At 67.6% G+C, this 26,639-nt stretch carries 20 protein-coding genes; 14 read left to right on the top strand and 6 right to left on the bottom strand.

Features of this window, described 5'->3' with window-relative positions; all coding sequences use genetic code 11:
• Positions 1-32: 32 nt before the first annotated feature.
• From B4920_RS20805 to B4920_RS20775, 7 genes are all read left to right on the top strand, one after another.
• A complete protein-coding gene (locus B4920_RS20805) occupies positions 33-1,346 on the top strand; it encodes an MdtA/MuxA family multidrug efflux RND transporter periplasmic adaptor subunit (protein ID WP_079436601.1) in 1,314 nt (437 codons plus the stop codon).
• On the top strand, positions 1,343-4,432 hold the full coding sequence (locus tag B4920_RS20800; protein ID WP_079436600.1) for an MdtB/MuxB family multidrug efflux RND transporter permease subunit: 3,090 nt from the start codon (positions 1,343-1,345) through the stop codon (positions 4,430-4,432). Before B4920_RS20805 ends, B4920_RS20800 begins: the two co-directional genes overlap by 4 nt.
• A complete protein-coding gene (locus tag B4920_RS20795; protein ID WP_079436599.1) occupies positions 4,429-7,527 on the top strand; it encodes a multidrug efflux RND transporter permease subunit in 3,099 nt (1,032 codons plus the stop codon). The genes B4920_RS20800 and B4920_RS20795 overlap by 4 nt, the downstream gene beginning before the upstream one ends.
• 32 nt (positions 7,528-7,559) lie before the next feature.
• Positions 7,560-8,960, top strand: coding sequence for an efflux transporter outer membrane subunit (locus tag B4920_RS20790; RefSeq protein WP_216819978.1), 1,401 nt, complete (start codon positions 7,560-7,562; stop codon positions 8,958-8,960).
• Positions 8,961-9,036: 76 nt separating this feature from the next.
• Positions 9,037-9,753 carry a cytochrome b/b6 domain-containing protein gene (locus B4920_RS20785; protein WP_079436597.1) on the top strand — a complete coding sequence of 239 codons (717 nt, stop codon included), beginning with the start codon at positions 9,037-9,039 and terminating at the stop codon, positions 9,751-9,753.
• 7 nt (positions 9,754-9,760) lie between these two features.
• Positions 9,761-11,869 carry a carboxy terminal-processing peptidase gene (locus tag B4920_RS20780; protein WP_079436596.1) on the top strand — a complete coding sequence of 703 codons (2,109 nt, stop codon included), beginning with the start codon at positions 9,761-9,763 and terminating at the stop codon, positions 11,867-11,869.
• Between the two features lie 459 nt (positions 11,870-12,328).
• Entirely contained in the window at positions 12,329-12,883 is a 555-nt protein-coding gene (locus tag B4920_RS20775; RefSeq protein WP_079436595.1) for a hypothetical protein, read from the top strand.
• 57 nt (positions 12,884-12,940) lie between these two features.
• Here the strand turns inward: B4920_RS20775 and B4920_RS20770 are convergent, their stop codons facing one another.
• From B4920_RS20770 to B4920_RS20760, 3 genes are read right to left on the bottom strand one after another with little or no spacing between them, the layout of a single operon-like run.
• Positions 12,941-13,627 (bottom strand): hypothetical protein, encoded by a 687-nt coding sequence (locus B4920_RS20770; RefSeq protein ID WP_139379585.1) that lies wholly within the window; start codon positions 13,625-13,627, stop codon positions 12,941-12,943.
• A 13-nt stretch (positions 13,628-13,640) separates the two neighbouring features.
• Complete coding sequence (locus B4920_RS20765; protein WP_161493360.1) at positions 13,641-14,207, bottom strand: GNAT family N-acetyltransferase; 567 nt, start codon at positions 14,205-14,207, stop codon at positions 13,641-13,643.
• Entirely contained in the window at positions 14,188-14,673 is a 486-nt protein-coding gene (locus tag B4920_RS20760; RefSeq protein WP_079436592.1) for a nuclear transport factor 2 family protein, read from the bottom strand. Before B4920_RS20760 ends, B4920_RS20765 begins: the two co-directional genes overlap by 20 nt.
• A 400-nt stretch (positions 14,674-15,073) precedes the next feature.
• Between B4920_RS20760 and B4920_RS20755 the strand changes: the two genes are divergently transcribed.
• From B4920_RS20755 to B4920_RS20725, 7 genes are all read left to right on the top strand, one after another.
• Positions 15,074-15,499, top strand: a complete 426-nt coding sequence (locus B4920_RS20755) for a DUF6152 family protein (RefSeq protein ID WP_079436591.1) — start codon at positions 15,074-15,076, stop codon at positions 15,497-15,499.
• A gap of 23 nt (positions 15,500-15,522) precedes the next feature.
• Positions 15,523-15,774, top strand: coding sequence for a hypothetical protein (locus tag B4920_RS20750; protein WP_079436590.1), 252 nt, complete (start codon positions 15,523-15,525; stop codon positions 15,772-15,774).
• A 64-nt stretch (positions 15,775-15,838) separates the two neighbouring features.
• Positions 15,839-16,639 carry a hypothetical protein gene (locus tag B4920_RS20745; protein ID WP_216819977.1) on the top strand — a complete coding sequence of 267 codons (801 nt, stop codon included), beginning with the start codon at positions 15,839-15,841 and terminating at the stop codon, positions 16,637-16,639.
• Positions 16,640-16,650: 11 nt separating this feature from the next.
• Positions 16,651-17,631: a hypothetical protein gene (locus B4920_RS20740; RefSeq protein ID WP_079436589.1), complete on the top strand. Its 981-nt coding sequence runs from the start codon at positions 16,651-16,653 to the stop codon at positions 17,629-17,631.
• Between the two features lie 270 nt (positions 17,632-17,901).
• Positions 17,902-18,381 (top strand): rhodanese-like domain-containing protein, encoded by a 480-nt coding sequence (locus B4920_RS20735; protein ID WP_216819976.1) that lies wholly within the window; start codon positions 17,902-17,904, stop codon positions 18,379-18,381.
• 87 nt (positions 18,382-18,468) lie between these two features.
• On the top strand, positions 18,469-20,424 hold the full coding sequence (locus B4920_RS20730; RefSeq protein ID WP_079436588.1) for a carboxy terminal-processing peptidase: 1,956 nt from the start codon (positions 18,469-18,471) through the stop codon (positions 20,422-20,424).
• Between the two features lie 211 nt (positions 20,425-20,635).
• Positions 20,636-21,640 (top strand): AI-2E family transporter, encoded by a 1,005-nt coding sequence (locus B4920_RS20725; protein ID WP_079436587.1) that lies wholly within the window; start codon positions 20,636-20,638, stop codon positions 21,638-21,640.
• Between the two features lie 89 nt (positions 21,641-21,729).
• On the opposite strand, the gene B4920_RS29545 is transcribed toward B4920_RS20725, so the two are convergent.
• The 3 genes from B4920_RS29545 to B4920_RS20715 all read right to left on the bottom strand — a co-directional run bounded on the left by B4920_RS29545 (position 21,730) and on the right by B4920_RS20715 (position 26,621).
• The gene (locus B4920_RS29545) at positions 21,730-21,882 is read right to left on the bottom strand and encodes a hypothetical protein (RefSeq protein WP_161493359.1); all 153 of its coding nucleotides are present in this window, start codon (positions 21,880-21,882) and stop codon (positions 21,730-21,732) included.
• 105 nt (positions 21,883-21,987) lie between these two features.
• A complete protein-coding gene (locus B4920_RS20720; protein ID WP_079436586.1) occupies positions 21,988-23,199 on the bottom strand; it encodes a pyridoxal phosphate-dependent aminotransferase family protein in 1,212 nt (403 codons plus the stop codon).
• Positions 23,200-23,276: 77 nt separating this feature from the next.
• Entirely contained in the window at positions 23,277-26,621 is a 3,345-nt protein-coding gene (locus B4920_RS20715; protein WP_079436585.1) for a PAS domain S-box protein, read from the bottom strand.
• Between the last annotated feature and the right edge of the window lie 18 nt (positions 26,622-26,639).

Below are 26,639 nucleotides of genomic sequence, written 5' to 3'. Positions count from 1 at the left end.
CTCAAATACGCACCGACATCCGATACCAGCCCATGAAAAAGAAAGTCATCTGGACCTCGATCGCCGTCCTGCTCGCCGCCGCGGCAGGAACGGCCACCTATTACCGTCCCGGCGAGGCCGCCGAGACCAAGAAGGCCGAGGCAGGCCCGCGCAATGACGGCCCCCGTGGCGATGGACCGCGCGGCAAGGGCGGACGCAACCGGGACTTCGGCAACCGCCCGGTACCAGTGCAGACCGCCGCCTCCCGCGCCGGCGACATCGACGTGAATGTGAACGCCATCGGCACCGTCACCGCCCTCAACACCGTGACGATCAAGCCCCGCGTGGATGGCCAGTTGCAAAAAATCGCCTTCGGCGACGGCCAGCAGGTCAAGGCCGGCGACCTGCTGGCAGAGATCGACCCGCGCCCCTTCAAGGCCGCCCTCGACCAGGCCACGGGTCAGCTGCAGCGCGACGAAGCCCTGCTCGCCAATGCCCGCCTGGACCTGGAACGCTACCGCGGCCTGCTCGCCAAGGACTCCATCGCCCGCCAACAGGTGGATGCCCAGGAAGCCCAGGTTCGCCAACTGGAAGGCACCGTCCTGACCGACCGGGCGCTGGTGGATACTGCCCGCCTGAACCTCGGCTTCACCCGCGTCACCGCGCCGGTGCCCGGCACCCTTGGCCTGCGCCAAGTGGATGCCGGCAACATGGTGCGCGCCGCCGACACCAACGGGCTGGTCATCCTCACCCAGACCCAGCCGATCACCGTGCTGTTCTCGATCCCCGCCTCCAACCTGCCGGCCGTGCAGGCCCAGATCAAGAAGGGCAAGGGCCTCAGCGTGGAAGCCTGGGACCGGGATGGCCGCACCAAGCTGGCCGGCGGCCGCCTGGTCAGCACCGACAACCTGATCGACACCAGCACCGGCACGGTCAAGCTGAAGGCCCAGTTCGACAACAAGGACGGCACCCTCTTCCCCAACCAGTTCGTCAGCGCGCGCCTGCGTGTGGACACCCGCCACGATGCGGTGCTGGTCCCGTCGGCGGCCATTCTCAAGGGCAACCAGGGCAATTTTGTCTACGTGATCAACGAGCAGGAGAAGACCGCCAGCATGCGTCCGGTGGTCACCGGCCCGGCCACCGCAGACATCGTAGCCATCGAATCGGGCCTGTCGGTCGGCGAGAAGATCGTCGTGGACGGCGTGGACCGCCTGCGCGACGGCGCCCCGGTAGAGCTTTCGTCGCCCGACTCCCGCCAGGGAGGTGGCCGCCACCGCGGCGAAGGCGGCCGAGGCGAAGCCAAACAAGGGGGCGAAAACGGCGGTGGCGATGGTGAACGTCGCGGCGAACGCAAGAAGCCGGCATGAACCCGTCCCGCACCTTCATCCTCCGCCCTGTCGCCACCTCGCTGCTGATGGTGGCGATCCTGCTGGTCGGCCTGATCGCCTACAAGATCCTGCCGGTGTCGGCGCTGCCCGAGGTGGAATACCCGACGATCCAGATCGCCACCCGCTATCCCGGCGCCAGCCCGGATGTCACCACGTCGGCGATCACCGCCCCGCTGGAACGTCAGTTCGGCCAGATGCCGGGCCTCAAGCGCATGTCGTCCACCAGCGGCGAAGGCATCTCCGTCATCACCCTGCAGTTCGACCTGTCACTGGCGATGGACGTGGCCGAACAGCAGGTTCAGTCGGCCATCGCCAACGCCGGCAGCTTCCTGCCCCAGGATCTGCCGATGCCGCCGGTGTACAGCAAGGTCAACCCGGCCGACGCGCCGATCCTTACCCTCGCCGTCAGCTCGTCGAGCCTGCCGCTGGCCAAGCTGGCGGACCTGGTGGACACCCGCGTGGCGATGAAGATCTCCCAGCTGCCGGGCATCGGCCTCGTCACCATCGGCGGCGGGCTGCGCCCGGCAGTACGCGTGCAGGTCAATCCCCAGGCCCTGGCCTCGGCCGGCCTCAGCCTCGAGGACGTGCGCAGCGCCATCGCCAACGCCAACGCCAACATGGCCAAGGGCAGCTTCGACGGTCCCGTCCGCGCCACCACGCTGGACGCCAACGACCAGTTGAAGTCCGCCGACGACTACCGCAACCTGACCATTGCCTGGAAGAACGGCGCGCCGATCCGCCTGTCCGACGTGGCCGAGGCCATTGAGGGCGCCGAGAACACCCGCCTGGCGGCCTGGGCCGACCGCAACCCGGCAGTCATCATCAACATCCAGCGCCAGCCCGGTGCCAACGTCATCGAAACCGCCGAGCGCGTACGCGCGCTGCTGCCTCAGCTGGAGGCCGACCTGCCCACTTCGGTGGACCTGCGCCTGCTGACCGACCGCACCACCTCGATCCGCGCCTCGGTGCACGATGTGCAGTTCGAACTGGCCCTCGCCGTGGCGCTGGTGGTCGGCGTGATCTACCTGTTCCTGCGCAGCCTGCCGGCCACCATCATCCCGGCCGTCGCTGTGCCCCTGTCGCTGGTGGGCACCTTCGCGGTGATGTACGCCGCCGGCTTCAGCGTCAACAACCTGACCCTGATGGCACTGACCATCGCCACCGGCTTCGTGGTGGACGACGCCATCGTTATGATCGAGAACATCAGCCGCCACGTGGAGGAAGGCGAAACGCCGCTGGAGGCAGCGCTGAAAGGCGCCAGGCAGATCGGTTTCACGATCATCTCCCTGACCGTCTCGCTGATCGCCGTACTGATCCCATTGATCTTTATGGCCGACGTGGTCGGGCGCCTGTTTCGCGAATTCGCCATCACCCTGGCGGTATCGATCCTGATCTCCGCCGTGGTCTCCCTGACCCTCACGCCGATGATGTCGGCGCGCCTGCTAAAGCCCGTCGGCCACCGCCACGACGATAACGGAGCCTTCTTCCAGGCCATCGTGGACCGCTACGCGCGCATGCTCACCTGGGTACTCGACCGCCAGGGCCTCACCCTGCTGGTGGCCCTCGGCACCCTCACGCTGACGGTGCTGCTCTACGTGTTCATCCCCAAGGGCTTCTTCCCGGCCCAGGACACAGGGCTGATCCAGGCCATCTCCGACGCCCCGCAGGACATCTCCTTCACCGCTATGGCCGAACGGCAACACGCACTGGCGAACATCGTGCTGGAAGACCCGGCGGTGGAGAACCTGTCGTCCTTCATCGGCGTGGACGGCACCAACACCACCCTCAACAGCGGCCGCATGCTGATCAAGCTGAAACCCAAGGAAGATCGCAGCGCCGACGTCGGCGAAGTGATCCGCCGCCTGCAGGAACGCCTGGAAGTACGCCGACCCGACACCAAACTGTACATGCAGCCGGTGCAGGATCTCTCCATCGAGGACCGCCTGTCGCGCACCCAGTACCAGTTCAGCCTGGAGAGCACCAACGAGAGCCTGCTCGCCCAGTGGTCCGGGCGCCTGCTCGAAAAGCTGCGCAGCCTGCCCGAACTGGCCGACGTGGCCAGCGACCTTCAGAACCAGGGCACCCAGGCCTTCGTGGACATCGACCGGGACAGCGCCGGCCGCCTCGGCATCACTCCGGCAGCCATCGACAACGCGCTGTACAGTGCCTTCGGCCAGCGTCAGGTATCCAACATCTTCACGCAGTCGGCCTTGTACCGGGTGGTGCTGGAGGTGGCGCCGGACTTCCAGCGCAGCCCGGCGGCCCTCGAACACATCTACGTACCCGCCGCCAACGGGCGCACCGTACCACTGTCCTCGGTGGCGCGCATCAGCGAGCGGAAAACCCTGCTGGCAGTCAATCACATCGGCCAGTTCCCGGCGGTGACCCTGTCCTTCAACCTGGCGCCGGGCGTGGCCCTCGGCGACGCCGTCAAGGCGATCCACACCGCCGAGGCGGAACTGGGCCTTCCGCGCAACATCCGCAGCAGCTTCCAGGGCGCCGCGCTGGCCTTCCAGGCTTCGCTGGACAACACCCTGCTGCTGATCCTCGCCGCCGTGATCACCATGTACATCGTGCTGGGCGTGCTCTACGAGAGCTACATCCACCCGATCACCATCCTGTCCACGCTGCCGTCGGCCGGCGTCGGCGCACTGCTGGCGCTCTTGGTGTCCGGCCACGAGCTGGGGATGATCGGCATCATCGGGATCATTCTCCTGATCGGCATCGTCAAGAAGAACGCCATCATGATGATCGATTTCGCGCTGGAGGCCGAGCGGGAACGCGGCCTGTCGCCCCGCGAGGCGATCTACCAGGCCTGCCTGCTGCGCTTCCGGCCGATCCTGATGACCACCCTCGCCGCGCTGCTCGGTGCGCTGCCGCTGATGCTCGGCAACGGCGTCGGTTCCGAGCTGCGCCAGCCGCTGGGCATCACGATGGTCGGCGGCCTGCTGGTCAGCCAGGTGCTGACGATCTTCACCACGCCGGTGATCTACCTGGCCTTCGACCGCTTGGCGCGGCGCGTCAAGGGCTCGGCTGAGCCGACCACGGCAGACCGTCCGGCATGAGCATCTCGTCTGTTTTCATCCGGCGCCCGGTCGCCACATCCCTGCTCGGCCTGGCTATCGCCTTGGTCGGGCTGGTCGCCTACAAGCTACTGCCGGTGGCGGCCTTGCCACAGGTGGATTACCCGACCATCTCGGTATCCGCCAACCTGCCCGGTGCCAGCCCTGAGACCATGGCGGCCACCGTCGCAACGCCGCTGGAGCGGGCCTTCGGCACCATCGCCGGGGTCACCGAGCTGACGTCCACCAGCACCCTCGGCAACACCCGCATCACCGTCCAGATGGACCTGGACCAGGATGTGGAGTCTGCCGCCAAAAGCGTGCAGGCCGCCATCAACGCGACCCGCCCGCAACTGCCCAGCGGCATGGCCGGCAACCCCAGCTACCGCAAGATCAACCCGGCCGACGCGCCGGTGCTGATCCTGTCGATGACCTCGGACACCGTCTCGCGGGCCGACATGTACGACTTCGCCTCCACCGTGCTGGCCCAGCGGCTGGCCCAAGTGAAGGGCGTCGGCCAGGTCAACCTGGGTGGCGGCTCCCTGCCGGCGGTACGCGTCGAAGTCGATCCGGCCACCCTCGCTTCCGCCGGCATTGGCGTGGAGAGCGTGCGCCAGGCCATCGACAACGCCAACGTCAATCGTCCCAAAGGCAGCCTCGAAAGCGGCCAGCGCCACTGGCAGCTGGGCGCCAGCGATCAGGCTGCCAAGGCCGCCGACTACATCCCCACCATCGTGTCGTGGAAGAACGGTGCCGCGGTGCGCCTGCAGGACGTGGCGCGCGTGACCGACAGCGAACAGGACACCCGCAACGCCGGCATCGCCGACGGCAAGCCGGCTGTGATCCTGCTGATCAATCGCCAGCCGGACGCCAACGTCATCGAGACCGTCGAACGGATGATGGAAGTACTGCCGATGCTACGCGAGGAGCTGCCCCCGGGCGTTAAGCTCGACGTGGTGGCCGACCGCACCGTCACCATCCGCGCCTCCCTGCGCGAGGTCCAGCACACCCTGCTGCTGTCGGTGGCGCTGGTGATCATGGTGGTCTTCCTGTTCCTGCGCAACGTGCGCGCGGCGATCATCCCCAGCGTGGCGGTGCCGGTATCCCTGCTCGGCACCTTCGCAGTGATGTATCTGTGCGGCTTTTCGCTGAACAACATCTCGCTGATGGCGCTGGTCATCGTCACCGGCTTCGTCGTCGATGACGCGGTGGTGGTGCTGGAGAACGTCAGCCGCCACATCGAGGCCGGCATGCAGCCCTTCGACGCGGCCCTCAAGGGTGCCCGCGAAGTGAGCTTCACGGTGCTGTCCATGAGCCTGTCGCTGATCGCCGTGTTCCTGCCGATCCTGCTGATGGGCGGCATCGTCGGACGCTTCTTCCGGGAGTTCGCGGTCACCCTGTCGGCAGCGATCCTGGTATCGCTGGTGGTGTCCCTGACCCTCACCCCGATGATGTGCGCACGCCTGCTGCGCGCCCACCCCAAGCCCGCCCCCGACGCACGCCCCGGACTCGGCGCCCGCCTGATGGATGGCGTGATCCACGGCTACGGACGCAGCCTGCGGGTGGTCCTCAACCACCCGTGGATCACCCTCAGCGTGCTGGTCGGCACCGTGGTCTTCAACGTTTACCTCTATGGCGTCGTGCCGAAGGGATTCTTCCCGCAGCAGGACACCGGCCGCATCATGGGTTTCATCGATGCCGATCAGCGCACGTCCTTCCAGTCCATGCGCGGCAAGCTGGAGCGCTTCGTCGACATCGTCGGCCGCGATCCGGCTGTCGCCAACGTGGTCGGCTATGCCGGTGGCAGCGGCGGCCCGCGGGGCGGTGGCGGGATGATGTTCGTCACCCTCAAGCCGCTGACCGAACGCAAGGCCAGCGCCGACGAGGTGATCGCCCGCCTGCGCGGGAAGCTCGGCCACGTACCCGGCGCCAACCTGTTCCTCGTCGCCGCCCAGGACATCCGGATGGGCGGGCGGATGTCCAACGCCCAGTACGAGTTCACGCTGCAGGCCGACTCCCTGAAGGACCTGAAGACCTGGGAGCCGCGCATCCGCGACGCGATGCGCAAGCTGCCCCAGTTGGAGGACGTGAACTCCGACCGCCAGGACAAGGGCGAACAGACCTTCCTGAGTATCGATCGCGACGCGCTGGCCCGCCTGGGGCTCAACCAGCGCCTGGTGAACGCGACCCTCAACGACCTGTTCGGCCAGCGCCTGGTGTCCACCATCTACGGCCCGCTCAACCAGTACCGGGTGGTCCTCGAAGCGCCGCCGGCCTATCTGCAAGGGCCGGAAGTCCTCAACGACCTGTTCTTCGTCAGCCCGAACGGCGATCGCGTACCGCTGGCCGCCTTCGCACGCTGGGACGCGGGCCCCACGCCGCTGGCGGTCAACCATCAGGGCGCCAGCGTGGCCACCACGATCTCCTTCAACCTGCCGCTCGGCACGTCCCTTTCCGAGGCCACCGACGCAGTACGCCAGGAGATGGCCCGCATCGGCGTGCCAACCTCGGTGCACGGCAGCTTCCAGGGCAATGCCAAGGCCTTCCAGGCCTCGCTGCAAAGCCAGCCGCTGCTGATCCTGGCGGCCATCGTGGCGGTGTACCTGATCCTCGGCATCCTTTACGAGAGTCTGATCCATCCGATCACCATCCTGTCCACGCTGCCGTCGGCCGGCGTCGGGGCGATCCTGGCGCTGATCCTGTTCAAGACCGAGTTCGGGATCATCGCGCTGATCGGCGTGATCCTGCTGATCGGCATCGTCAAGAAGAACGCCATCATGATGGTGGACTTCGCCATCGACGCCGAACGCAGCCGCGGCCTGTCGCCGCGGGAGGCGATCTTCGAGGCCTGCCAGCTGCGCTTCCGGCCGATCATGATGACCACCCTGGCGGCCCTGTTCGGTGCGCTGCCGCTGGCCTTCGGCGTCGGCGACGGCGCCGAGATGCGCCAGCCGCTGGGCATCACCATTGTCGGCGGCCTGATTCTCAGCCAGCTGTTGACCCTGTACACCACCCCCGTCGTCTTCCTGCAACTCGACCGCCTGCGCCGCGCCGCCGGCCGCTGGCGCACGGCCCGCCCGGCCACCGCCCAGCCGTGAGTTTCCACCCATTCCTCGTCATGCCTTTCTCCATGAAGCATAGCCTCCTCGTCTCCTTCAACCTGCTCGCCCTCGCCGGCTGCGCCGTCGGCCCCGACCACCACCGCCCGGAAGCCGCCGTGCCGGCACAGTTCCGGGAAGCCGCCGGCTGGAAGCTGGCCGAACCCGGCGACGGCCAGCAGGCCGGCGAATGGTGGAAGCGCTTCGGCGACGCCCAGCTGGACACCCTGGTCGATGAAGCAGGCCGCGCCAATCAGAACATCCGCATCGCCGAGGCGCGCTACCGCCAGGCCACCGCCCTGCTCGACGCAGCCCAGGCCCAGTACTTCCCGACCCTCGGCAGCAACCTGGCGGTCACCCGCAGCCAGGGCGCCACCACCAGCACGACCACCGGCAGCACCGCCAGCATCCCGGCCCGCAACACAAGCCGGCTGTCCCTCACGGCCAGCTGGGAAGCCGACCTGTGGGGCCGTATCGCCCGCACCAACGAAGCCAGCGCGGCCAGTGCCGCCGCCGTCGCCGCCGACCTGGCCGGCGTGCAGTTGAGCGCCCAGGCGGCGGTCGTCCAGGCCTACCTGCAGCTGCGCATCAACGATGCCCAGCACGCGCTGCTGGTGCGTACCGTTGCGGCCTACAAGCGCTCCGCGGACATCACCCGCAACCGCTTCGACGCCGGCGTCGCCGCCCGTGCCGACGTCACCCAGGCCCAAGCCCAGCTGAAGACCGCCGAAGCCCAGCTGATCGACCTGGACGTGCAACGCAAGCAGCTCGAACACGCCCTCTCGGTGCTGACCGGACGGGCCCCCGGCGAACTGGTGCTGGCTCCCTCCAGCGCAGCACCGAACCTGCCCGCCGTGCCGGGCCTGCTGCCGTCCACGCTGCTCGAACGGCGCCCCGACATCGCCGCCGCCGAACGCCGGGTGGCAGCCGCCAACGCACAGATCGGCGTCGCCCAAGCGGCCTTCTTCCCGACCCTGACCCTCGGCGCCAGCGGCGGCACCCAGAGCAGCGCGCTGCAACGGGTGTTCTCCCTGCCCAACCACTTCTGGTCCCTCGGCCCCAACCTCGCACTGACCCTGTTCGACGCCGGCGCCCGCGACGCACGGAAAGCCCAGGCCGTCGCAGCCTGGGACGAAACCGTCGCCAACTACCGCCTGACCGTGCAGACCGCCTTCCAGGAGGTGGAAGACAACCTGGCCGCGCTGCAGACCCTCGAAGCCGAAGCCGCTGCGCAGGCCGAAGCCCTGGCCGCCGCCACTGAAACCCTCGAACTGGTGAACAACCAGTACCTGGCCGGCACCGTCAGCTACCTCAATGTGACCAACGCCCAGACCGTCGCCCTCAACGCCGAACGGGCCCGCCTCGACATCATGGTGCGCCGCCTGACCGGCAGCGTGGCGCTCTTCAAGGCCGCCGGCGGAGGCCGGCTGTGATCCGCCCCCGCCCCTGTAGCCCGGGCGCCGGCCCGACTTGAAAAACCGGATCCCTTCCCCATATCCAGGAGCAATCATGAACCGACAACGCGTCTGGGACCTTCCCATCCGTCTCTTCCACTGGTCGCTGGTGATCAGCGTCGCCTTCGCCTATGTGTCCGGCAAGATCGGTGGCAATCTCATCGAATGGCATGGCCGCGCCGGCTACCTGATCGTCGGCCTGGTGATCTTCCGCATCGTGTGGGGCTTCGTCGGCTCCGCCACCGCCCGCTTCGCCAGCTTCGTGCGCGGCCCCGGCGCGATCCGCGCCTACCTGCGCGGCGAATGGCGCGGCATCGGCCACAACCCGATCGGCGCCCTGTCGGTGCTGGGCCTGCTGGCCCTGGTCGGCGCCCAGGCGGCCACCGGCCTGTTCACCAATGACGACATCGCCTTCCAGGGCCCCCTCGCCGACCTGGTCGGCAAGGACGCCTCCGACAGCTTCCATTCCTGGCACGCCTGGCTGCAGAACGGCCTCCTGGCGCTGATCGTCCTGCACGTCGGCGCCATCGCCTTCTACCTGCGGGTCAAGGGCGAGAATCTGGTCAAGCCGATGATCACCGGCTGGCAGGAGGCCGATCTGCATGCACCGCTGCCCACCTCCGATGCCAAGCGCGGGGGCGGTCTGGTAGCCTTTGTGCTTTCGCTGCTGATCGCCGGCGGCGCCACCTACGCGGTGGCCGGCGGTCTGCTGCCGACCCCCGAACCGGCCCCGGCCCAACCGGCCGCCACCTCGACCACTCCCGCCTGGTAATCGCCCCATGAAAAAGCGCCTGATCGGAACCCTGCTGGCCCTGGCCTTCTGCGGCACGGCACTCGCGGATGCCCCGCCGCCGCGCCTCACGCCGACACCCGAGCAGGCGCAGGCGGCCTACCTCAGCTCGATGTTCCTGAGCCGCTACCACTACGCGGTGAAGCCCCTCGACGACGCGTTGTCGGCAAAGATCTTCGATGCCTACCTCAAGTCCCTCGATCCGGAACGCCTGTTCTTCACCCAGGCCGACATCGACGGCTTCGCCGATCTGCGGACCCAGCTCGACGACGCCATCCTGCAAGGCGAACTTGACGGCCCCTTCGCGATCTTCCGGCGCTACCAGGAGCGCTCCGCCGAGCGCCTCGCCTACGCACGTGCCCAGCTGGCCAGTGGCTTCGACTTCAGCGTGGCCGAGAGCTACCCCCTCGACCGCAGCAAGGCGGCCTGGCCGAAGGACGACGCCGAGGCGCAGGACCTGTGGCGCAAGCGCGTCAAGAACGACTGGCTGCGCCTGCGCCTCGCCGGCAAGGACGACAAGGGCATCCGCGAAACCCTCGACAAGCGTTACGAGAGCTTCATCGCCCGCGGCGCCAAGAACAAGAGCGACGACGTCTTCCAGATCTTCATGAACGCCTATGCAGGCACCATCGAGCCGCATACCAGCTACCTGGGGCGCGGCTCGGCGGACTCCTTCGACATCTCGATGCGCCTGTCGCTGGTGGGCATCGGCGCCGTGCTGCAGGAGCGCGACGACTACATCACGATCCGCGAACTCACCCCGGGCGGCCCGGCAGCGCGCTCCGGTCAGCTCGGCGTGGGCGACCGCATCGTCGGGGTGGCCCAAGGCGAAGGCGCAGCGATGGCCGACCTGGTCGGCGCCCGCGTGGACGAAGCCGTCAAGCTGATCCGCGGCACCAAAGACACCCGCGTGGTCCTCGACATCCTGCCCGCCAACAGCGGCCCCGACGGTCGCCACAAGACCATCACCCTGGTCCGCGACAAGATCAAGCTCGAGGAACAGGCCGCCAGGAAATCCGTCTCCCGCGTCGAAGTGAACGGCAAGAGCCAGCGCATCGGCGTCATCACCCTGCCCGCCTTCTACGAGGACTTCGAGGGCCGCCGCCGCGGCGACAAGGACTATCGCAGCGCCAGCCGCGATGTGGCCCGCCTGATCGGCGAACTCAAGAAGGAACGCGTCGAAGGCCTGATCCTCGACCTGCGCGACAACGGCGGCGGCTCCCTGCGCGAAGCCGTCGAACTGACGGGCCTGTTCATCGACAAGGGCCCCGTCGTCCAGCAGCGCAACTCGCAAGGCCAGATCGAGGTGGAAAGCGACGAACACCCCGGCGCCGCCTGGGACGGCCCGCTGGCGGTGATGATCAACCGCGGCTCGGCCTCGGCGTCGGAAATCCTCGCCGCCGCCCTGCAGGACCACGGCCGGGCGCTGCTCATCGGCGAGCCGAGCTTCGGCAAGGGCACCGTGCAGACCCTCATCGATCTGGACGAAATCGCCAAGAACAAGCAGCCCCAGTTCGGCGAGCTGAAGATGACCATCGCCCAGTTCTTCCGCATCAACGGCGGCACCACCCAGCTCAACGGCGTGACGCCCGACATCCGCTTCCCCTCCGCCTTCGAGGCCAAGGAGTTCGGCGAAACGGGCTTCGACAATGCCCTGCCGGCGATCCAGATCCCGCCCGCCAGCTATCGGCCGGCCTCCGAGCTGCAGGCCATCCTGCCCGACCTGCAACGTCGCCACGAAGCCCGCGCCGCCAAGGAAAAGGAACTGCGCGAACTGGCCGAAGACGTCGCCGAAGCCCTCAAGCTGCGCGAGAAGCAGGAGCTCTCTCTGCAAGAAGAAGAACGCAAGCGCGAGAAGGAGGCCCGCGAAGCGCGCCTGCGCCAGCGCGCCGGCGCCACAGCCGCCGCCCACCTGGGTGACGATGGTCTGCAAGCCGGGGAGCGCAGCCTGCGCGCCGAACTCGACTCCGAAAAAGCCCTCAAGGGCCGCAAGGACGTGCTGCTGCAAGAGGCCACCCGCATCGTCGCCGACGAGATCGAACTCCTCACGCCCCGGCGCCGCGTAGCCCAGGGCAGCGAAGCCCCGGTACGACGCTGAGGCCTCGCCTCACAAATAGCACACGCTCTCCGCGGTGGCGATCACGCGGAGAGCGGCCATGCCCTCCTTCACGCCTCTGGTTCTTCCGTTCCGGTAGCGAGCGTGCCATGCGCGCCGTGCGCTTCCGCCCGCACCTGATCCTCCGCTGCCTCTGCCATCCGGGCATGGCGGCCACTTCTCTTCCACGAGCAGACCGCACGGCGTATGCCGCCCACTGCCGAAGCACTTTCGTGGCCTCCCGACACGCGCCCCTCAAAACGGGCAAAGTGCCTGCGCAAAGAATCAATTTATTACATTATCATCGCAGTCAATTCAAACAGATCCATTAGGCATACTCAAACGCGAGCCGCGGCGTAGCTGAATTGCCGCTCCGGAGACTGCCTTGGCATTCATCGAGACCCGTGGATTGACCGCATTCGCCCTGATCGACCAGGCCATCGACTGGAGGCACTCCAGAACATGAGTCGAATCTCCGCCCTGCTCGCCCTCAAGCTGTGCCTGACAGTCCCCGTCGCACTGGGGCTGGGGCTTCCCTTCATATCCCCTTCGGCGGGCGGCGGCATCCTGCGGGAGCTCGCGGCCTTCGGCGTTCCGGGCAGCATCGCCATCGGCCTGCTGTTCCTGTCACTGGTCTTCCTCTACTGCCGCGACCTCCATACCACCCTGTCGCTCATCCATCCACGCTCCCGCGCAGCCTCCCCGCGCAGCGTGTGGCTGATGTTCCTCATCCCGTACAACTTCATCGAGGATTTCTTCATCATCCTCAACGTAACCCGCTCCCTGCGGCGGGAATCGAGCCAGAATGCGGTCTTCGGGCAGTTCCGGAATTTCGGTGCGCTGAGCGGGATCGGCTGGTGTTCCGCCCAGATCGTCTCCCTGCTGCCCAACGACATCGGCCTGATCGCCGGACTCGCCGCCCTCCCCCTGTGGACGCTCCATTGGCGGCGCATCCGCCAGGCCAACGCACTCCTGAGCGCCAACCGGGGATTCAGGCACAGCATGATGACGTCGTGAGCCACCGACGGCATCGCGCCCCTTGTCCCGGTATATCCGCTCTGCCGCCCCTTCCCGTCACGGACAATTCGTCGGCACTGCCAGGGGCTCGACCGGACCGTCGCGAACGAGATCCGACGGAGGTTTGAGGCAATAGACACGTCCCGACTCGGTGGTGATCCGCAGGATGCCACCGCCGAGCCGCTCCTCGCCGGCGGGACGCTTGCGCAGGGCCCGGTCCAGTTCCGGCAGCACGGCACGGTCGACCGCAGAAGGGGTGGCGCGCACGACGGCCACAGCACTACCGCTCACGCCCCCTTCCCGTGCCGCTTCGCGGCCGATATCCCGCGCCATCCGCCGGGCCCCCTCCAGCAGATCGGCACCGGCCGGTGCACGTACTGGCTCCACGGCAGGGGCGGATGGATTCGGCGGTGTGACGGCAGCCGGCGCTGGTGGCTCTGGAATTGCAACCCGTGGCACGCGGGCAGGCGCGATGGCCACCGCTCCGCGCAGGTTGCGGGAGCCGGATGTGCTCACCGGTTCAGGTGACGATTCGGACGGCTGTTGCCGCAGTGGGACAACGGCCGGAGATGGCGGCTTGCTCCAGCTCAAGCGCAGCGGCGGTGGCACCTGCGTTCCGGCCGGGTCAGGCAGCCTCAACCCCAGGCCGGCCAGGCCATGCAGGAGCGCCGCCACCAACAGATACGGACCCAGGCGCCGCACGGCGCCGGCGTCGGGGGCGCGCCCCGGCCAGGAATCCACCATCACCGCCATCCATTCAGTTCGCGACGCGTGCCCTGCCGCCGACGCCCGGCGGATCGAGCACATAGGAAACCTGCGGATAACGCCGGCTGCCCAGATCGAGCCAGCCGGCGGAACGCGGCCGGCCGCCGAGGCGCTCGTAAAAGGCGCGGGCCTCGTCATTGGCGGCCAGCACCCACACCCCCAGCTCGTCGCCCCCCTCCACCCCGAGATCGCGCCACAGGGCTTCGAGCAGACGCCGGCCGATGCCCTGGCCTTGCAGACGCGGCGCCACGTAAAGGGCGTACAGCTCCAGGCGCCAGCAGTCGGCCGGATCGCGAGCCGGACCGCCACAGGCAAAACCCAGCACCGTGCTGCCCTCGACGGCCACCCGGTAGCAGGCCCCCGGCCGGGTCATCAGGCGCAGCTGGCGCGCCGCCTGCTCCTCGGGGCTCAGGCGGTCCAGAAAGGCGTCGGACACCAGGCCGCGATAGTTGGTGCGCCAGGTTCGCACCAGCAGGCGGGCCACGGCATCCACGTCCGCGGCGCGGCCCGGGCGGACATGGACGCCAGCGGCGATGAGATTACGGGCGGGTTGCGGCATCCCAGTGCTCGACGATACGCCCATCCCGCACCCGGAAAAGGTCGAACCAGGTGGACGTGTAGCTCTTGCCCGGCTCGCGGGCATCCGGATATTCGCGCACGAAGCTCAGCAGCACCAGTTCACCCTCGGCAATGATGCTGACGATGGGCGTGCGCACGCGGGACTCGATCGGCTTCGGCCTGGTGACCTTGCCGAAGAACTCGACGAAGCCGGCACGCCCGGTGGGCACCCGCGGGTTGTGTTGAATGTAGGACTCGGCCAGGTATTTGTCGGCCAGTTCCAGGTGTCCGCCCTCGAACACCTCGCGCCAGAAATCGTAGACCAGGCGCTTGTTGGCGGCCTGGCGCGGGTCGGCGCTGGACAGCAGCGCCTCGTGGTCGGGATTGCCGGTAACCGGCTCCGAGGCGGCCGCCTGGCCTACGCTGAGCAGCCCCATCAGGGCCAGAGCAAGGAGATTGTTTTTCATTTGATCGTCATTTTACGGAAGAACGCCGGGCGGCGACGAACCCCGTTCGCATTTTTTGCCCGTTCGCCCGAGTACCGGCGCAGATCCACTGCAGGCAACTTCCGCGCCTGCCGATCTTCATGCCCCGGACCCGCATCTCCGGTGCAGCGTCGCCCACAACTGTTGAAATCCACGAAACGCGGTTGCCCTGCTGTTCGGCAGGCAGCAGCCCGCACGGCTGCCCGGCCCCGCGATATTGGGGCCGGGCAGCCGTGCGCGGCCGCCGGTCATAGGCGGTGCATGCTTGTTTCACAAGGCATTTATTTCGCCCCGGAACGCATGCTACGCCACGCCCTGGCGACAGCCTCCACGATGGCCCCGGATTTGCTCGATGTGTGCAACAGCAAACACGAGAACCCCCATGTCCACCACTGCCTCCCTTACTGCACGGCTGCCGGCGCTGGCCCTCATTGCGCTGCTGGCCGGCAGCACCCTGCCGGCCCATGCGCACCACGCCTTCGCCGCCGAGTTCGATGCCGACCAACCCCTCGAACTGAAGGGCACCGTCACCAAGGCCAAGTGGGTCAATCCCCACAGCTGGCTGTACTTCGACGTCAAGAACCCCGACGGCACGGTGACCAACTGGGGCGTCGAATTCGGCGCGCCCTTCACGCTGGCACAGAAAGGGCTGACCAAGGCTGAACTGCCCCCCGGCACCGAAGTCCGGGTCAAGGGCTACAAGGCCAAGAACGGCGGCCCCTTCGGCTACTCGGTATCCGTCGCGCTGGCCGACGGCCGCAGCTTCCAGACCGGCGGCGCCCAGGACAGCCCCACCGCACCCCGTTAAGGCCGACCACCGCCCCCTCGCCCATGCCCTTGCCCCGCGGCGCCTTTCCCCGCATCGGCAGCAGAAACGTGCTCGCCCTGGCCATCGCCACCATCCTGGGGGCGGCCACCCTGTCCATCGCGTCGACCGTCGGCGCCGCCCTGCTCGAATGGACCCGCAGCCAGGATCCCGATACCGGGAGCCTGCTGCGGCCTGCGCTGGTCGTGCTGGCGGGCGTGTTTCTGGGCCTGGGCGTTTGGCTGCGGCGCCTGCGCGCGTCCCGCCGCAAGCCCTGAGCGCACGGATTGCCCTGAAGATTCCCCGACGCCCCCAACACTCCCAAACCCCCACTCCGAGCTGATGACACACACCACCACCCGGCGGGCCTTCGGCCTGGCCCTGCTGTGCGCCACGCTGGCTGCGGCCCTGCCACCGCTGGCCGGCGCCGCCGGCAAACCCGGCCAGGCGGCCCACGGGGAACGCATTCCCCGCCTCGCCAACGGCAAGCCCGACTTCTCCGGCATCTGGCAGACCACCAGCGCCGCCGACTACGACCTGGAGCCCCACGCCACGCGCAAGGACGCGCCGCCCAGCCCCGGCATCGTCGAGGGCGACGCCATCCCCTACCTGCCCAAAGCCCTGGAGCAGCGCCGCAAGAACTTTGAGGCCCGCAACAGCGCCGACCCGCGCCTGAAGTGCTTCACCCTCGGCGTGCCGCGCGGCATCTACTACCCGGAACCCTTCCAGATCTTCCAGCGCGAGCGCGACCTGACCCTGCTGTTCCAGTTCGGCCACTCGGTACGCACCATCCACACCAACGGCACCGACCATCCCAAGGTACCCAACGACTGGTGGCTCGGCGACTCCCGCGCCCGCTGGGAAGGCGACACCCTGGTAGTGGACGCGAAGCACTTCAACGACGAGACCTGGCTCGACCGCGCCGGCAACTTCCACAGCGACGCCCTCCACGTGGTGGAGCGCTGGCGCTACCTCGACGCCAACACCATCGAATACAAGGCCACCCTCGACGACCCACAGGTCTACAGCCGCCCGTGGACCCTTGGTGTGCTGCTGCACCGGCACCGCGAGAAGAACTTCCAACTCGTCGAGAACTACTGCTACACCCTCGACTATGACCCGCACTACCCGCCCAAGCCGTGAGGGAGGAGTCCATGACACATGAAAACCATAGCCGCCCCCGCCGGCCCACAGCCCTTGCTGTCGGCCTTCTGGCAATCCTGCCTGTCCTTGCTGCTGCCCAGCAGGCCGCGCCGCGGACGCCACCGACCCGCGGCATCTTCATCGAGAAGTCTTTTCCCGCCATCGAATCCGGCAAGTGGAGCGGCCCGCGCCTGGCCGACGGCCAGCCCGACGTACAGGGCCACTGGTCCAACACCGTAGGCAACCACAACAACTGGACCGATCCGCAGGGCGGCATCCCCGGCGATCCGCAGACCCGCAACCGCAAGCTGGGCCCGCGGGCCGAACGCGCGCCGAGCCGGGTCAGCGATCCCGCCGACGGGCAGGTGCCCTTCCAGCCGTGGGCGAAGGCCGCCCAGGAAGACTTCCTGGCCCACTTCTTCAACCCCACCGAGCCGAAATACATCGAGCCGCTGGCCCGCTGCGCCCCCGGCGGCGTGCCCAAGTCCTTCATCTGGCACGGCTACGAGATCCGCCAGTTCCCCGGCTACGTGGTGTTTCTGTTCAACTCCGGCACCCGCGTCATCCACCTGGACGGCAAACCCCACCTGCCGCCCGCCATCAAGCTGTGGAACGCCGACTCCCGCGGCCACTGGGAAGGCAACACGCTGGTGGTGGACGTCACCAACAACAACGGCAAGGCCTTGTTTGGCCGCACCGGCGAGTTTGCCAGCGAGAACGTACACATCGAGGAACGCTACATCTTCTCCCCCGACGGCAAGCGCTATAACTACGTCGCGAAAATCACCGACCCCACCGTCTACACCCGGCCATGGACTGCCACCATCCCCGCGGTACGCTACACCGCCAAGGACGCACCGGACGGCTGGCACTTTGAAACCACACTGGCCAACCACCCGAAGGGCGAGGTCATCGTCGAACGGGACGAGCGCATCTGCGTGGAGAACAACGGCGGCTTCGGCAACGTAGCCACCGGCACCCCGGCGCGCTGAAAGGACGCCGGTGCGCTGCTCCACGAGCAGCAGCACTGCCCGCCCGGCTGATGCGCTACCAGCAGATGAGCCGGACAGCGGAGATCGCGCCGCCGGGTCTGGCGGCCGCTGGAGATGAATAAAAGCACCATCTTTCAGGGATTTGCCCGCACGGGTCAACGCCAGACCTGCACATGACACGCGCCAGCCACAAGTCGGCGCGATTGTTGCAGAACAGCAGCAGGACACCGCCCCGTGCGGATTCGACCCACACAGCCAACACCAAGGACCATGATGAAAGCCAAGTTCCTGCTCGCCGCGCTGATCGCCGCCGGCTCCACCCTCGCCATCGCCCAGCAGGCCGCCCCCGCCGCGGGCGCCCAGCAACCCTATGTGGCCCCGCCCTGGACCTACAAGACCAAGCAGCTCAACCGCGCCGAAATCGACGCCCTGCTGGCCAAGCCCGGCCAGGTGCTGGTCCTCGACGTGCGTCGCCCGGACGAACTGATCTCCAAGGGCAGCTTCCCGGTCTTCCTCAACATCCAGACCTCCGACGTCGAGAAGTACGCCGACTACATTCCCAAGGACCGCAGCATCATCACCGTCTCCAACCGCGCCCACCGGGCCGGCGACGTGGGTGACAAGCTGACAGCCCGCGGCTTCAAGATCGCTGGCGCCGCCGGCACCCTGGACTATGAAGACCAGGGCGGCAAGGTGGCCCGCATCACGCCGCCGGCCCCCCGCGCCGCCACTGCCGCAGCCGCCAAGTAAGCCCCCGATGAAGCCCGCCCCGGTCGCTGCCGTCCATCCCGGACACCCAGGCGGCAAACGGGGCCTGCCCGCGCACCCGGAGACCCCATGAAACCGCTCCACTGGTGCCTGACGGGCATCTTCGCCACCACCGTCCATGCCGCGCCGCCCGATCTCAGCCCGCAGCCCTGGCAGGGCCAGGCCGCCAACCTGACCTCGCAGTTGGTCGGCCACTACCACTACACGCCGGTCGCCCTCGACGACATCCAGTCGGAGCGCATCTTCACGCGCTACCTCAAGGCCCTCGACCCGGACCGCCTGTACCTCCTGCAGACCGACCTCGACGACTGGCAGATCGCCCGCCTCAGCCTGGACGACGCCATCGTCAACAAGGATCTGCGCGTTCCCTTCGCCATCTACAACCGCTACGCAAAGCGCGCCGACGAACGCTTTGCCTACGCGCGCAAACTGCTGGCCGCCGGCTTCGACTTCAACACCGACGAGACTTACCCCCTGCGCCGGGACAAGGCCGAGTGGGCCCGTTCCGGCAGCGAGCTGAACGAGCTGTGGCGCAAGCGCGTCAAGAGCGACTGGTTGCAGCTGCGCCTCGCCGGCCAGGACGACGACGCCATCCGCCGCAACCTGGAGCGCCGCTACGCAAGCTTCCAGCGCCGCCTCGAACGGGCCCGCAGCGAAGACGCCTTCCAGCTCTTCATGGGCGCCTACACCGGCAGCATCGACCCGCACACCGCCTACCTGGGCGCCCGGGCGGCCGGGGAGTTCGACATTTCCATGAGTCTGTCCCTGGTAGGCATCGGCGCCGTACTGGAAGACAAGGACGACTACGCGACGATCCGTGAGCTCACCCCCGGCGGACCGGCCGCCACGTCCGGCCGCCTGCACGTGGGCGACCGCATCGTCGGCGTCGGCGAGGGCGACCAGGACAAGGTGGAAGACGTGCTGAGCTGGCGCCTCGACGACATCGCCGCCAAGGTACGCGGCAAGGCCGACACCGTGGTGCGCCTGGATATTCTGCCCAACGGCGGCGCCCAGACCGGCAGCCTGCAATCCGTAGCGCTGGTCCGCAAGAAGATCAGCCTCGACGACCAAGCGGCCAGCAAGGCCGTCATCGACACCATCGAGGGCGGCCGGCCGCGCCGCATCGGCGTCATCACCCTGCCCGCCTTCTACCAGGATTTCGAAGCGCGCAACCGCGGCGAAGCCGGCTTCCGTAGCGCCACCCGCGACGTCGCCCGCCTGCTCGCCGAACTGCGCACCGAGAAGGTGGATGGCCTGGTGGTGGACCTGCGCAACAACGGCGGCGGCTCCCTCGACGAAGCCGTCGAACTCACCGGCCTGTTCATCGAGACCGGCCCGGTGGTGCAGCAGCGCGACGGCCGCGGGCGCACCCAGGTCAGCGGCGACAACAACCCGGCCATCGCCTGGAACGGCCCGCTGGCCGTACTGATCGACCGCAACTCGGCCTCCGCATCGGAAATCTTCGCCGCCGCGATCCAGGACTACCGGCGCGGCCTGATCGTTGGCGAGAACAGCTACGGCAAGGGCTCGGTACAGACCCTGGTAAACCTGGACCGCATGGCCGCCGGCGGCGTGGCCGGGCTCGGCGAGGTGAAATTCACGATCCAGCAGTTCTTCCGTATCAACGGCAGCACCACCCAGCTGCGCGGCGTAAAGCCCGACGTCGTGCTGCCGGTGCTACCCGCCCACGCCCAGCCCGGCGAGGCCAGCTTCGACAACGCGCTGCCCTTCCTGCGCATCCGCGCCGCCAACTACGACACGCTCGCCCCCCTCGACGACAGCGCCGCCGTACTGCAACAGCGCCATGCCGCACGCGTCGCCGCCAGCCCCGAACTGCAGGCCCAGCAAGCCGCGCTGAACGCCTTCGAAGCACGCCAGGGGCGCGTCGAAGTGTCCCTCAAGGAAGTCACCCGCCGCACCGAGCTGGCTGCCGAAGCGGCCACGCCGGCCCGGCCGGCCGGACCGGACCTGCTGCAACACGAGGCCGCAAGAGTCCTCAGCGACCGCATCGAGCTGTCCCGCTGAGACCGCTGCCACGCTCCACGCACCCCGTCCCGCAAACTCCGCTCCTGTGGGGGCGAATTCATTCGCCCCCACAGGTATCGCCCACAGAGACCTCCTCACAGATGCCCCCAACCGCCCCCGACAGGCACCCGGCCGGACTTATCCCTGCCCGGAGTTGTCACGGCCACGGGCGTAGAATGGCGCCCTGACTCGCACAGGGCTTCGTCGACCGATGGAAAGACAGTACAACTGGGTAAAAGGCAGCTCCTACCTTTTGGCCGCCGGCGGCATCCTGGCGGTGCTCGGCCTGCATCTACTGCAGGCCCTGTTCGCCGGCATGCTGGTGTTCCTGCTGGTCCAGCTGGCCCAGCCGCTGGTCGGCCGGGTGGTCGCCGGGTCGCGCGGCAAGCTGGTAGCAACAGCGGTGCTGGCGATACTGATCATCGCCGGCATGGTCGGGCTGGGCCTGTGGATCGCCTCGATGCTGCATGGCGGCGCCGGCCTCGACGCGATCTGGAGCACGATGGCCGAAACCCTCGACAGCGCCAACGACGTGCTGCCGCCGTGGCTGCTCGGTAGCCTGCCCAGCAGCGGCCCCGAACTGAAGGCCGAAGCGGTGCACCTGCTGCGCGAACACGCGCCGGAACTCCGCCTGCTCGGCAAGGAAGCCGGCCTCGCCGCGGCGCACATCCTGATCGGCATGATCATCGGAGCGATGGTGGCCGTGCACGAAGTGTCGTCGCGCAACGAGCGACGCCCCCTCGCCGCGGCCATGCACGAGCGGGTCGGCACCTTCTACAAGGCCTTCCGCCGGGTCTTCGTGGCCCAGGGCAAGATCGCCGCCATCAACGCCTTCTTCACCGGCCTCTACCTGCTGGCCGTCCTGCCGACGCTGGGCATCCACCTGCCCTTCGGCAAGACGATGGTGCTGATCACCGCCATCGTCGGCCTGCTGCCGGTGGTGGGCAACCTGATCTCCAACTCCATCATCGTGATGATCAGCTTTTCAGTGTCGCCCTACGCGGCGCTGCTGTCCCTGCTGTTCCTGATCGTGCTGCACAAGGCCGAATATTTCCTCAACGCCCGCATCGTCGGCGGCGAGATCGACGCCAAGGCCTGGGAGATCCTGATCGCGATGGTCGTCATGGAGGCCATGTTCGGTTTCGGCGGCGTCGCCCTGGCCCCGGTGGTGTACGCCTACATCAAGTCAGAGCTGAAGACCGCCCGGCTGATCTGAGAGACGCGGCATCGCCGGGGATGTTCACGCGCGGAGCCCGCTTCTTGACCCTGCGCGCGAGATCCGTCCCACTCGCGCGGCAGGCACCGTCAAGGGCCACCGAACACGCCTCTTGCGCCCGGCAGCACGGCTGACGGGCGCGCCTCTGCCCCCACCCGTTCGGCGACCAGATAGATCGGCCGCCCCTTGATTTCCTCGAAGATCTTGGCGATGTAGGCGCCGACAATCCCCCGGCTGATCATGATGAAGCTGCCCACGGTCAGCAGGGTCAGGATCAGTATCGTGAACCGGATACGGCCCCACGGTCCAGGTGCGCTGGCGGCGAGAAGCCAGCCGGGACGCAGCGCTTACGCTGCCTTCAGCAGCACCGTATGCTGCTCCCGCAGCAGCGACACCAGCAGATCGATCTGCTCACGGGTGTGGCCCGCGTTGAGAATGACCCGCAGGCGCCCCTGGTTCTTCGGCACGGCCGGGAACTTGACGCTATCCACGTGCAGGCCGACGCCGCGCAACTGCTCCGACAGGCGGTCGGTCAGCACCTCGTCGCCGATCAGCACCGGCACGATCGGCGTGGTCGTGGACACCACCTGGTACGGCAAGCCCTTCATCGATTCGACGAAATAACGCTGGTTGGCCCACAGGCGCTGGCGGCGCTCCGGTTCATCGGCCACGATGTCGATCGCCTCGCTCACCGCGAACACTTGGTCCGGCGGCAACGTGGACGTAAAGCCGTAGGCCGAGCAGGTCAGGCGCAGCAGTTCGCCGATGTACTTGTCGGTGGCGATGAAGCCGCCGATCGCACCGTAGGCCTTGCTGAGGGTGCCCATGCAGATCAGACGCGGATCGTCGATGCCGAAATGCTCCGTGATGCCGCCGCCATTGACACCGAGCACGCCGGTGCCGTGGGCATCGTCCACATACACCATCGCGTCGTAACGCTCGGCCAGTTGCAGCAATGCGGGGAGCGGCGCGATGTCGCCATCCTGGCTGAAGACGCCGTCGGTGACGATGATCCGGGTGGTCGCCTCGGAGGCCTGCAGCAGGGACTCCAGGTGATTCAGGTCGAGGTGGCGGAAAGTCAGGCGGTCGGCCCCCGACAGGCGGATGCCTTCGCGGATGCTGACGTGGTTGTACTCGTCCGAGAAGAAGGCGTAGCTGTGGCGGCCGCGGGTGCGGTAGCCGTACATGCGCGCAAACTGAGCCGTCTTGACCAGCGACGACAGTACGCCGAGATTGGTCAGGTAGCCGGTAGCGAACAACAGGGCCGTATCCTTGCCCTTCATGGCGGCCAGCTTCTGCTCCAGCTGATCGTAGATTTCCAGGTCGCCGCCGAGCAGGCGCGACTCGCAGTTGCCGACGCCGTAGCGCTCCAGCCCTTCCCGGGCCTTGGCGATCATGCGCGGGTGGGACGCCAGCCCGAGATAGTTGTTGGTGCTGAAGGAGACATGTTCGCGGCCATCCATGCGGAAGGCCGGTGACGGCAGCGACTCCACGCGGGGAATCAGATGCACGGTGCCGCGCTCTTCGAGCCAGCGGGCGATATCCTGGAATTCTTTCATGGGTTCGGACCTGCACAGTGAAGACGGAGTGTCAGAGTCCGAAAGACTAGCGATTCAGGCTGGCGCAGGTCTGGCGGCTAGCTGTCGGCAGACTTGCGCCCTGCCGCCGCCGGCTCGAGCCACTGCAACAGGCTCTCGAGCAGGCGGGCCGGCTCCACCGGCTTGGTGATGAAGTCGTCCATGCCAGCCGCCAGGCAGGCGCGGCGGTCGTCTTCGAAGGCGTTGGCGGTCAGGGCCACGATTGGCGTGTCGGCGTAGCCGGCCAGTTGCCGGATCCGTCGGGTCGCCTCGATGCCGTTCAGCACCGGCATCTGCATGTCCATCAGGATCAGCGCGTAGGGCGTCTGCTGCGCCATGGCGAGCGCCTCGGCCCCGTCGCCGGCCACATCGACGGCGATGCCGGCCTCCTCGATGAGGGCCTTCACGACCTCCTGGTTGACCCGGTCGTCCTCCGCCAGCAACAGGCGCACGCCGGGAAAGCGCTCGCGCAAGCTCAGCTCCGCATCCGCCCTGCTCCGCGGGCGCACGGCACGCTCGTCACCCTTCTGCAGGCGCGCGGTGAACCAGAAGGTGCTCCCCACATCGATCTCGCTCGCCACCCCCATGTCGCCGCCCATCATCCTGGCCAGGCGCCGGCTGATCGCCAGCCCCAGGCCCGATCCTCCATATTTGCGGGTCATCGAACCATCCACCTGCTCGAAGGTGGCGAACAGGCGTTGCTGATCTTCCGCCGCGATGCCGATGCCCGAATCGCGCACCTCGAAACGCAGCAACACGTCGCCAGCGGTGTCGCTGTCCTGTCGCACACGGACTTCGATCTGCCCGGCGGGCGTGAACTTGAGCGCATTGCCGACCAGATTGACCAGGATCTGCCCCAGACGCAGCGGATCGCCGCGCAATGCCATCTCCGCCAGGCCGGGCGTCACGTCGATCAGCAGACGCAAGCCTTTCTGCTCCACGGAGCCCTCCATCAGCGTGCGCAGATTGTCGAGCACGCTGTCCAGGCGGAAATCGAGCTGGTCGAGGCTCAGGCGGTCGGCCTCGATCCGCGAGATGTCGAGGATGTCGTTGATCAGCGCCAGCAAGTGCTGGGTCGCCTGGCGGGCCTTGTTGAGCTGCTCGATCTGGCGCGGATCGGTAGCCCGGCGCAAAGCCATCGCGGTCATGCCCATGATGGCGTTCATCGGCGTGCGCAGTTCGTGGCTCATCGTCGTCAGGAAGGTGCTCTTGGCCCGGTTGGCCGCCTCCGCCGCCTCCTTGGCGACGGACAGCGCGGCGGTGCGCTCCTCGACCACCGATTCCAGATGGTAGCGGTAGCGCTCCAGCTCGCCCTCGATGCGCCGCTTCTCGGTCACGTCTTCCTTGATCGCCAGGTAATGGGTGATCTGCCCATCCCGCTCGCGAATCGGCACGATGATCGTGTTCTCGACGTAGGCCTCGCCGTTCTTGCGCCGGTTGATGAACTCGCCGCGCCACGGCTGCCCGTCATGCAGCGCAGTCCACAACCCGTCGTAGGTTGAGCGGGGCGTCTGGCCGGACTTGAGCAGGGCCGGCGTCTGGCCGAGCACCTCATCGCGGCGGTAACCGGAACTGCGCACGAAGGCTTCGTTCACGTATTCGATGCGGGTCTCGAGATCGGTGATGACGACGCTCTCGATACTCTGTTCGACCGCCATCGACAGCTGGCGGATCTGCTTCTCCGCCGCCTTGCGTGCCGAGATGTCGATGATCTCCCCCAGCACGCGCCCGTCGGGCAGCAGCACGCCGTTGATCTCCACGTCGACGAGGCGCCCGCTCTTGTGGCGGGCGAGCACCTCGAAGAACTCATGACTGCCCGCCACGTTACGGCGGAAGTGGGTCATCACCTGCTCGACCTCGGAGGGCGGAAAGAGGTCTGCCACATCCATCGACAGCCATTCCGGCTGGCTGTAGCCAAAGCACAGCTCGGCCTGCCGGTTGGCGAAAATGAAACGGGCCTGCTGGGTGGCCATCACGATCACATTGGGCGAGAAGGTCAGCGCAATGCGCAGGCTTTCCTCACGGTCCCGCAGGGCCGCTTCGGCAGCGCGCCTGGCGGTGATGTCGATCCCCATCTTGAGCACCAGCGGTGCGCCGTCGGGACCGACGATGGGGCTGTCGTGGATCGCGTAGATGCGCCCGTCCGGGCCGACCCACTCCCACTCCCCGCCCCCCTTCCCCGCATGGCGAGCCGCATGGCTGCTGAACAGATCCGCACAGTTGTCCCCGTGCCCCTCGCCGAAACGCTGACGGTAGATGGCATTGGCAAACACCACCCGGAAATCCGGGGTGCGCAGCACCACCAAAGCCGGCAGCGTTTCGAGAATGTCGTACAGACGCTGGCGCTCGGTACGGATCGCGCTGTCCGCCTCATTGCGGGCCTGCAACATGAGTTCGAACTGGGCAGACAGATGGCGAACCTCGGCCGGCCCCTCCCGCAGCACAATCACTCCCGAGCGCCCTGCGGCGGCGGAGTCCACTGCCGCAACCAGCCCATGCAAAGCCGCCTGCAACTGCCCGCCAAAACGCCGGGCGAGCAACAGGCTGGCCACCGTCATCGCAGCGACGATCAGCGCGCTGAGGGCCAGGTTCCTGGTCAGCTCCCGCTGCAGGATGGCGACCGGCACGGCAACGGCCACCGAATAGCCGGTCACGTCCGAGCGGCTGTAAGCACCGAAGACCTCCTCGCCTTCCTGGCTCACCCCCTTGACGCTTCCCTCGGCCGGACCGCGCAGGCGCGCCATCAGCACCGCGGGAACCGGCTGGCCGACAACGGCGGCCCCGTTGCGGCTGCGGGCGGCAATGTGGCCGGTGGCGTCGTAGATCGACGCCACCCAGCCTTCCGGCAACTGCTGGGTGTTGAGGATGCGGCCGAGCCGCTCCGGGAAAAGAACCAGGTTCAGGTCGAACAACACCGCCCCGTTGCGGATCACCGGCACATCGATGGTGATCAGCTGCCGCCTGGCCACCGTCCCGATGACCACATCGGAAATATAGGGGCCCCGGGTTTCGAAGACCCGCCGCACTCGGGCCATGTTCTTGGTCGTGGGCAGCGGCAGCCCCTCGGGGATCAGGGTGTTGAGATATTGCTGGCCGCTCGGATCGGTAACCACCAGCGCATCGGCGAAATCCGTTTCCGTCAGCAACTGCACGGCCTGACGGCGCAGTGCCGCGTCGTCGCGGCGGTCGAAGGCTCCGCTGCCCATCGCGAAGCCCTGCAACACCTTCTGTTTGCCAATGATCTGCTCTTCCACTACCTGGCGCAGGGCGCGGGCCGTCTGCAGCGCGTTCTGCTGCAGATTGGCCTCTTCGCGGCGGTAGGAATCGACCAGCAGGACGACCAGCGCGACGATGCCCGGCAGCAAAACAGCGAGAAACAGCCAGTGCAGCTTGACGGGGCGCATGGGGTAATAAGAGCCGGC

Source organism: Zoogloea sp. LCSB751, from assembly GCF_002028455.1.
Taxonomy (GTDB): Bacteria; Pseudomonadota; Gammaproteobacteria; order Burkholderiales; family Rhodocyclaceae; genus Zoogloea.
Note: the sequence above shows the minus strand (reverse complement) of the source record. Positions and strands in the feature narration are given on the sequence as shown.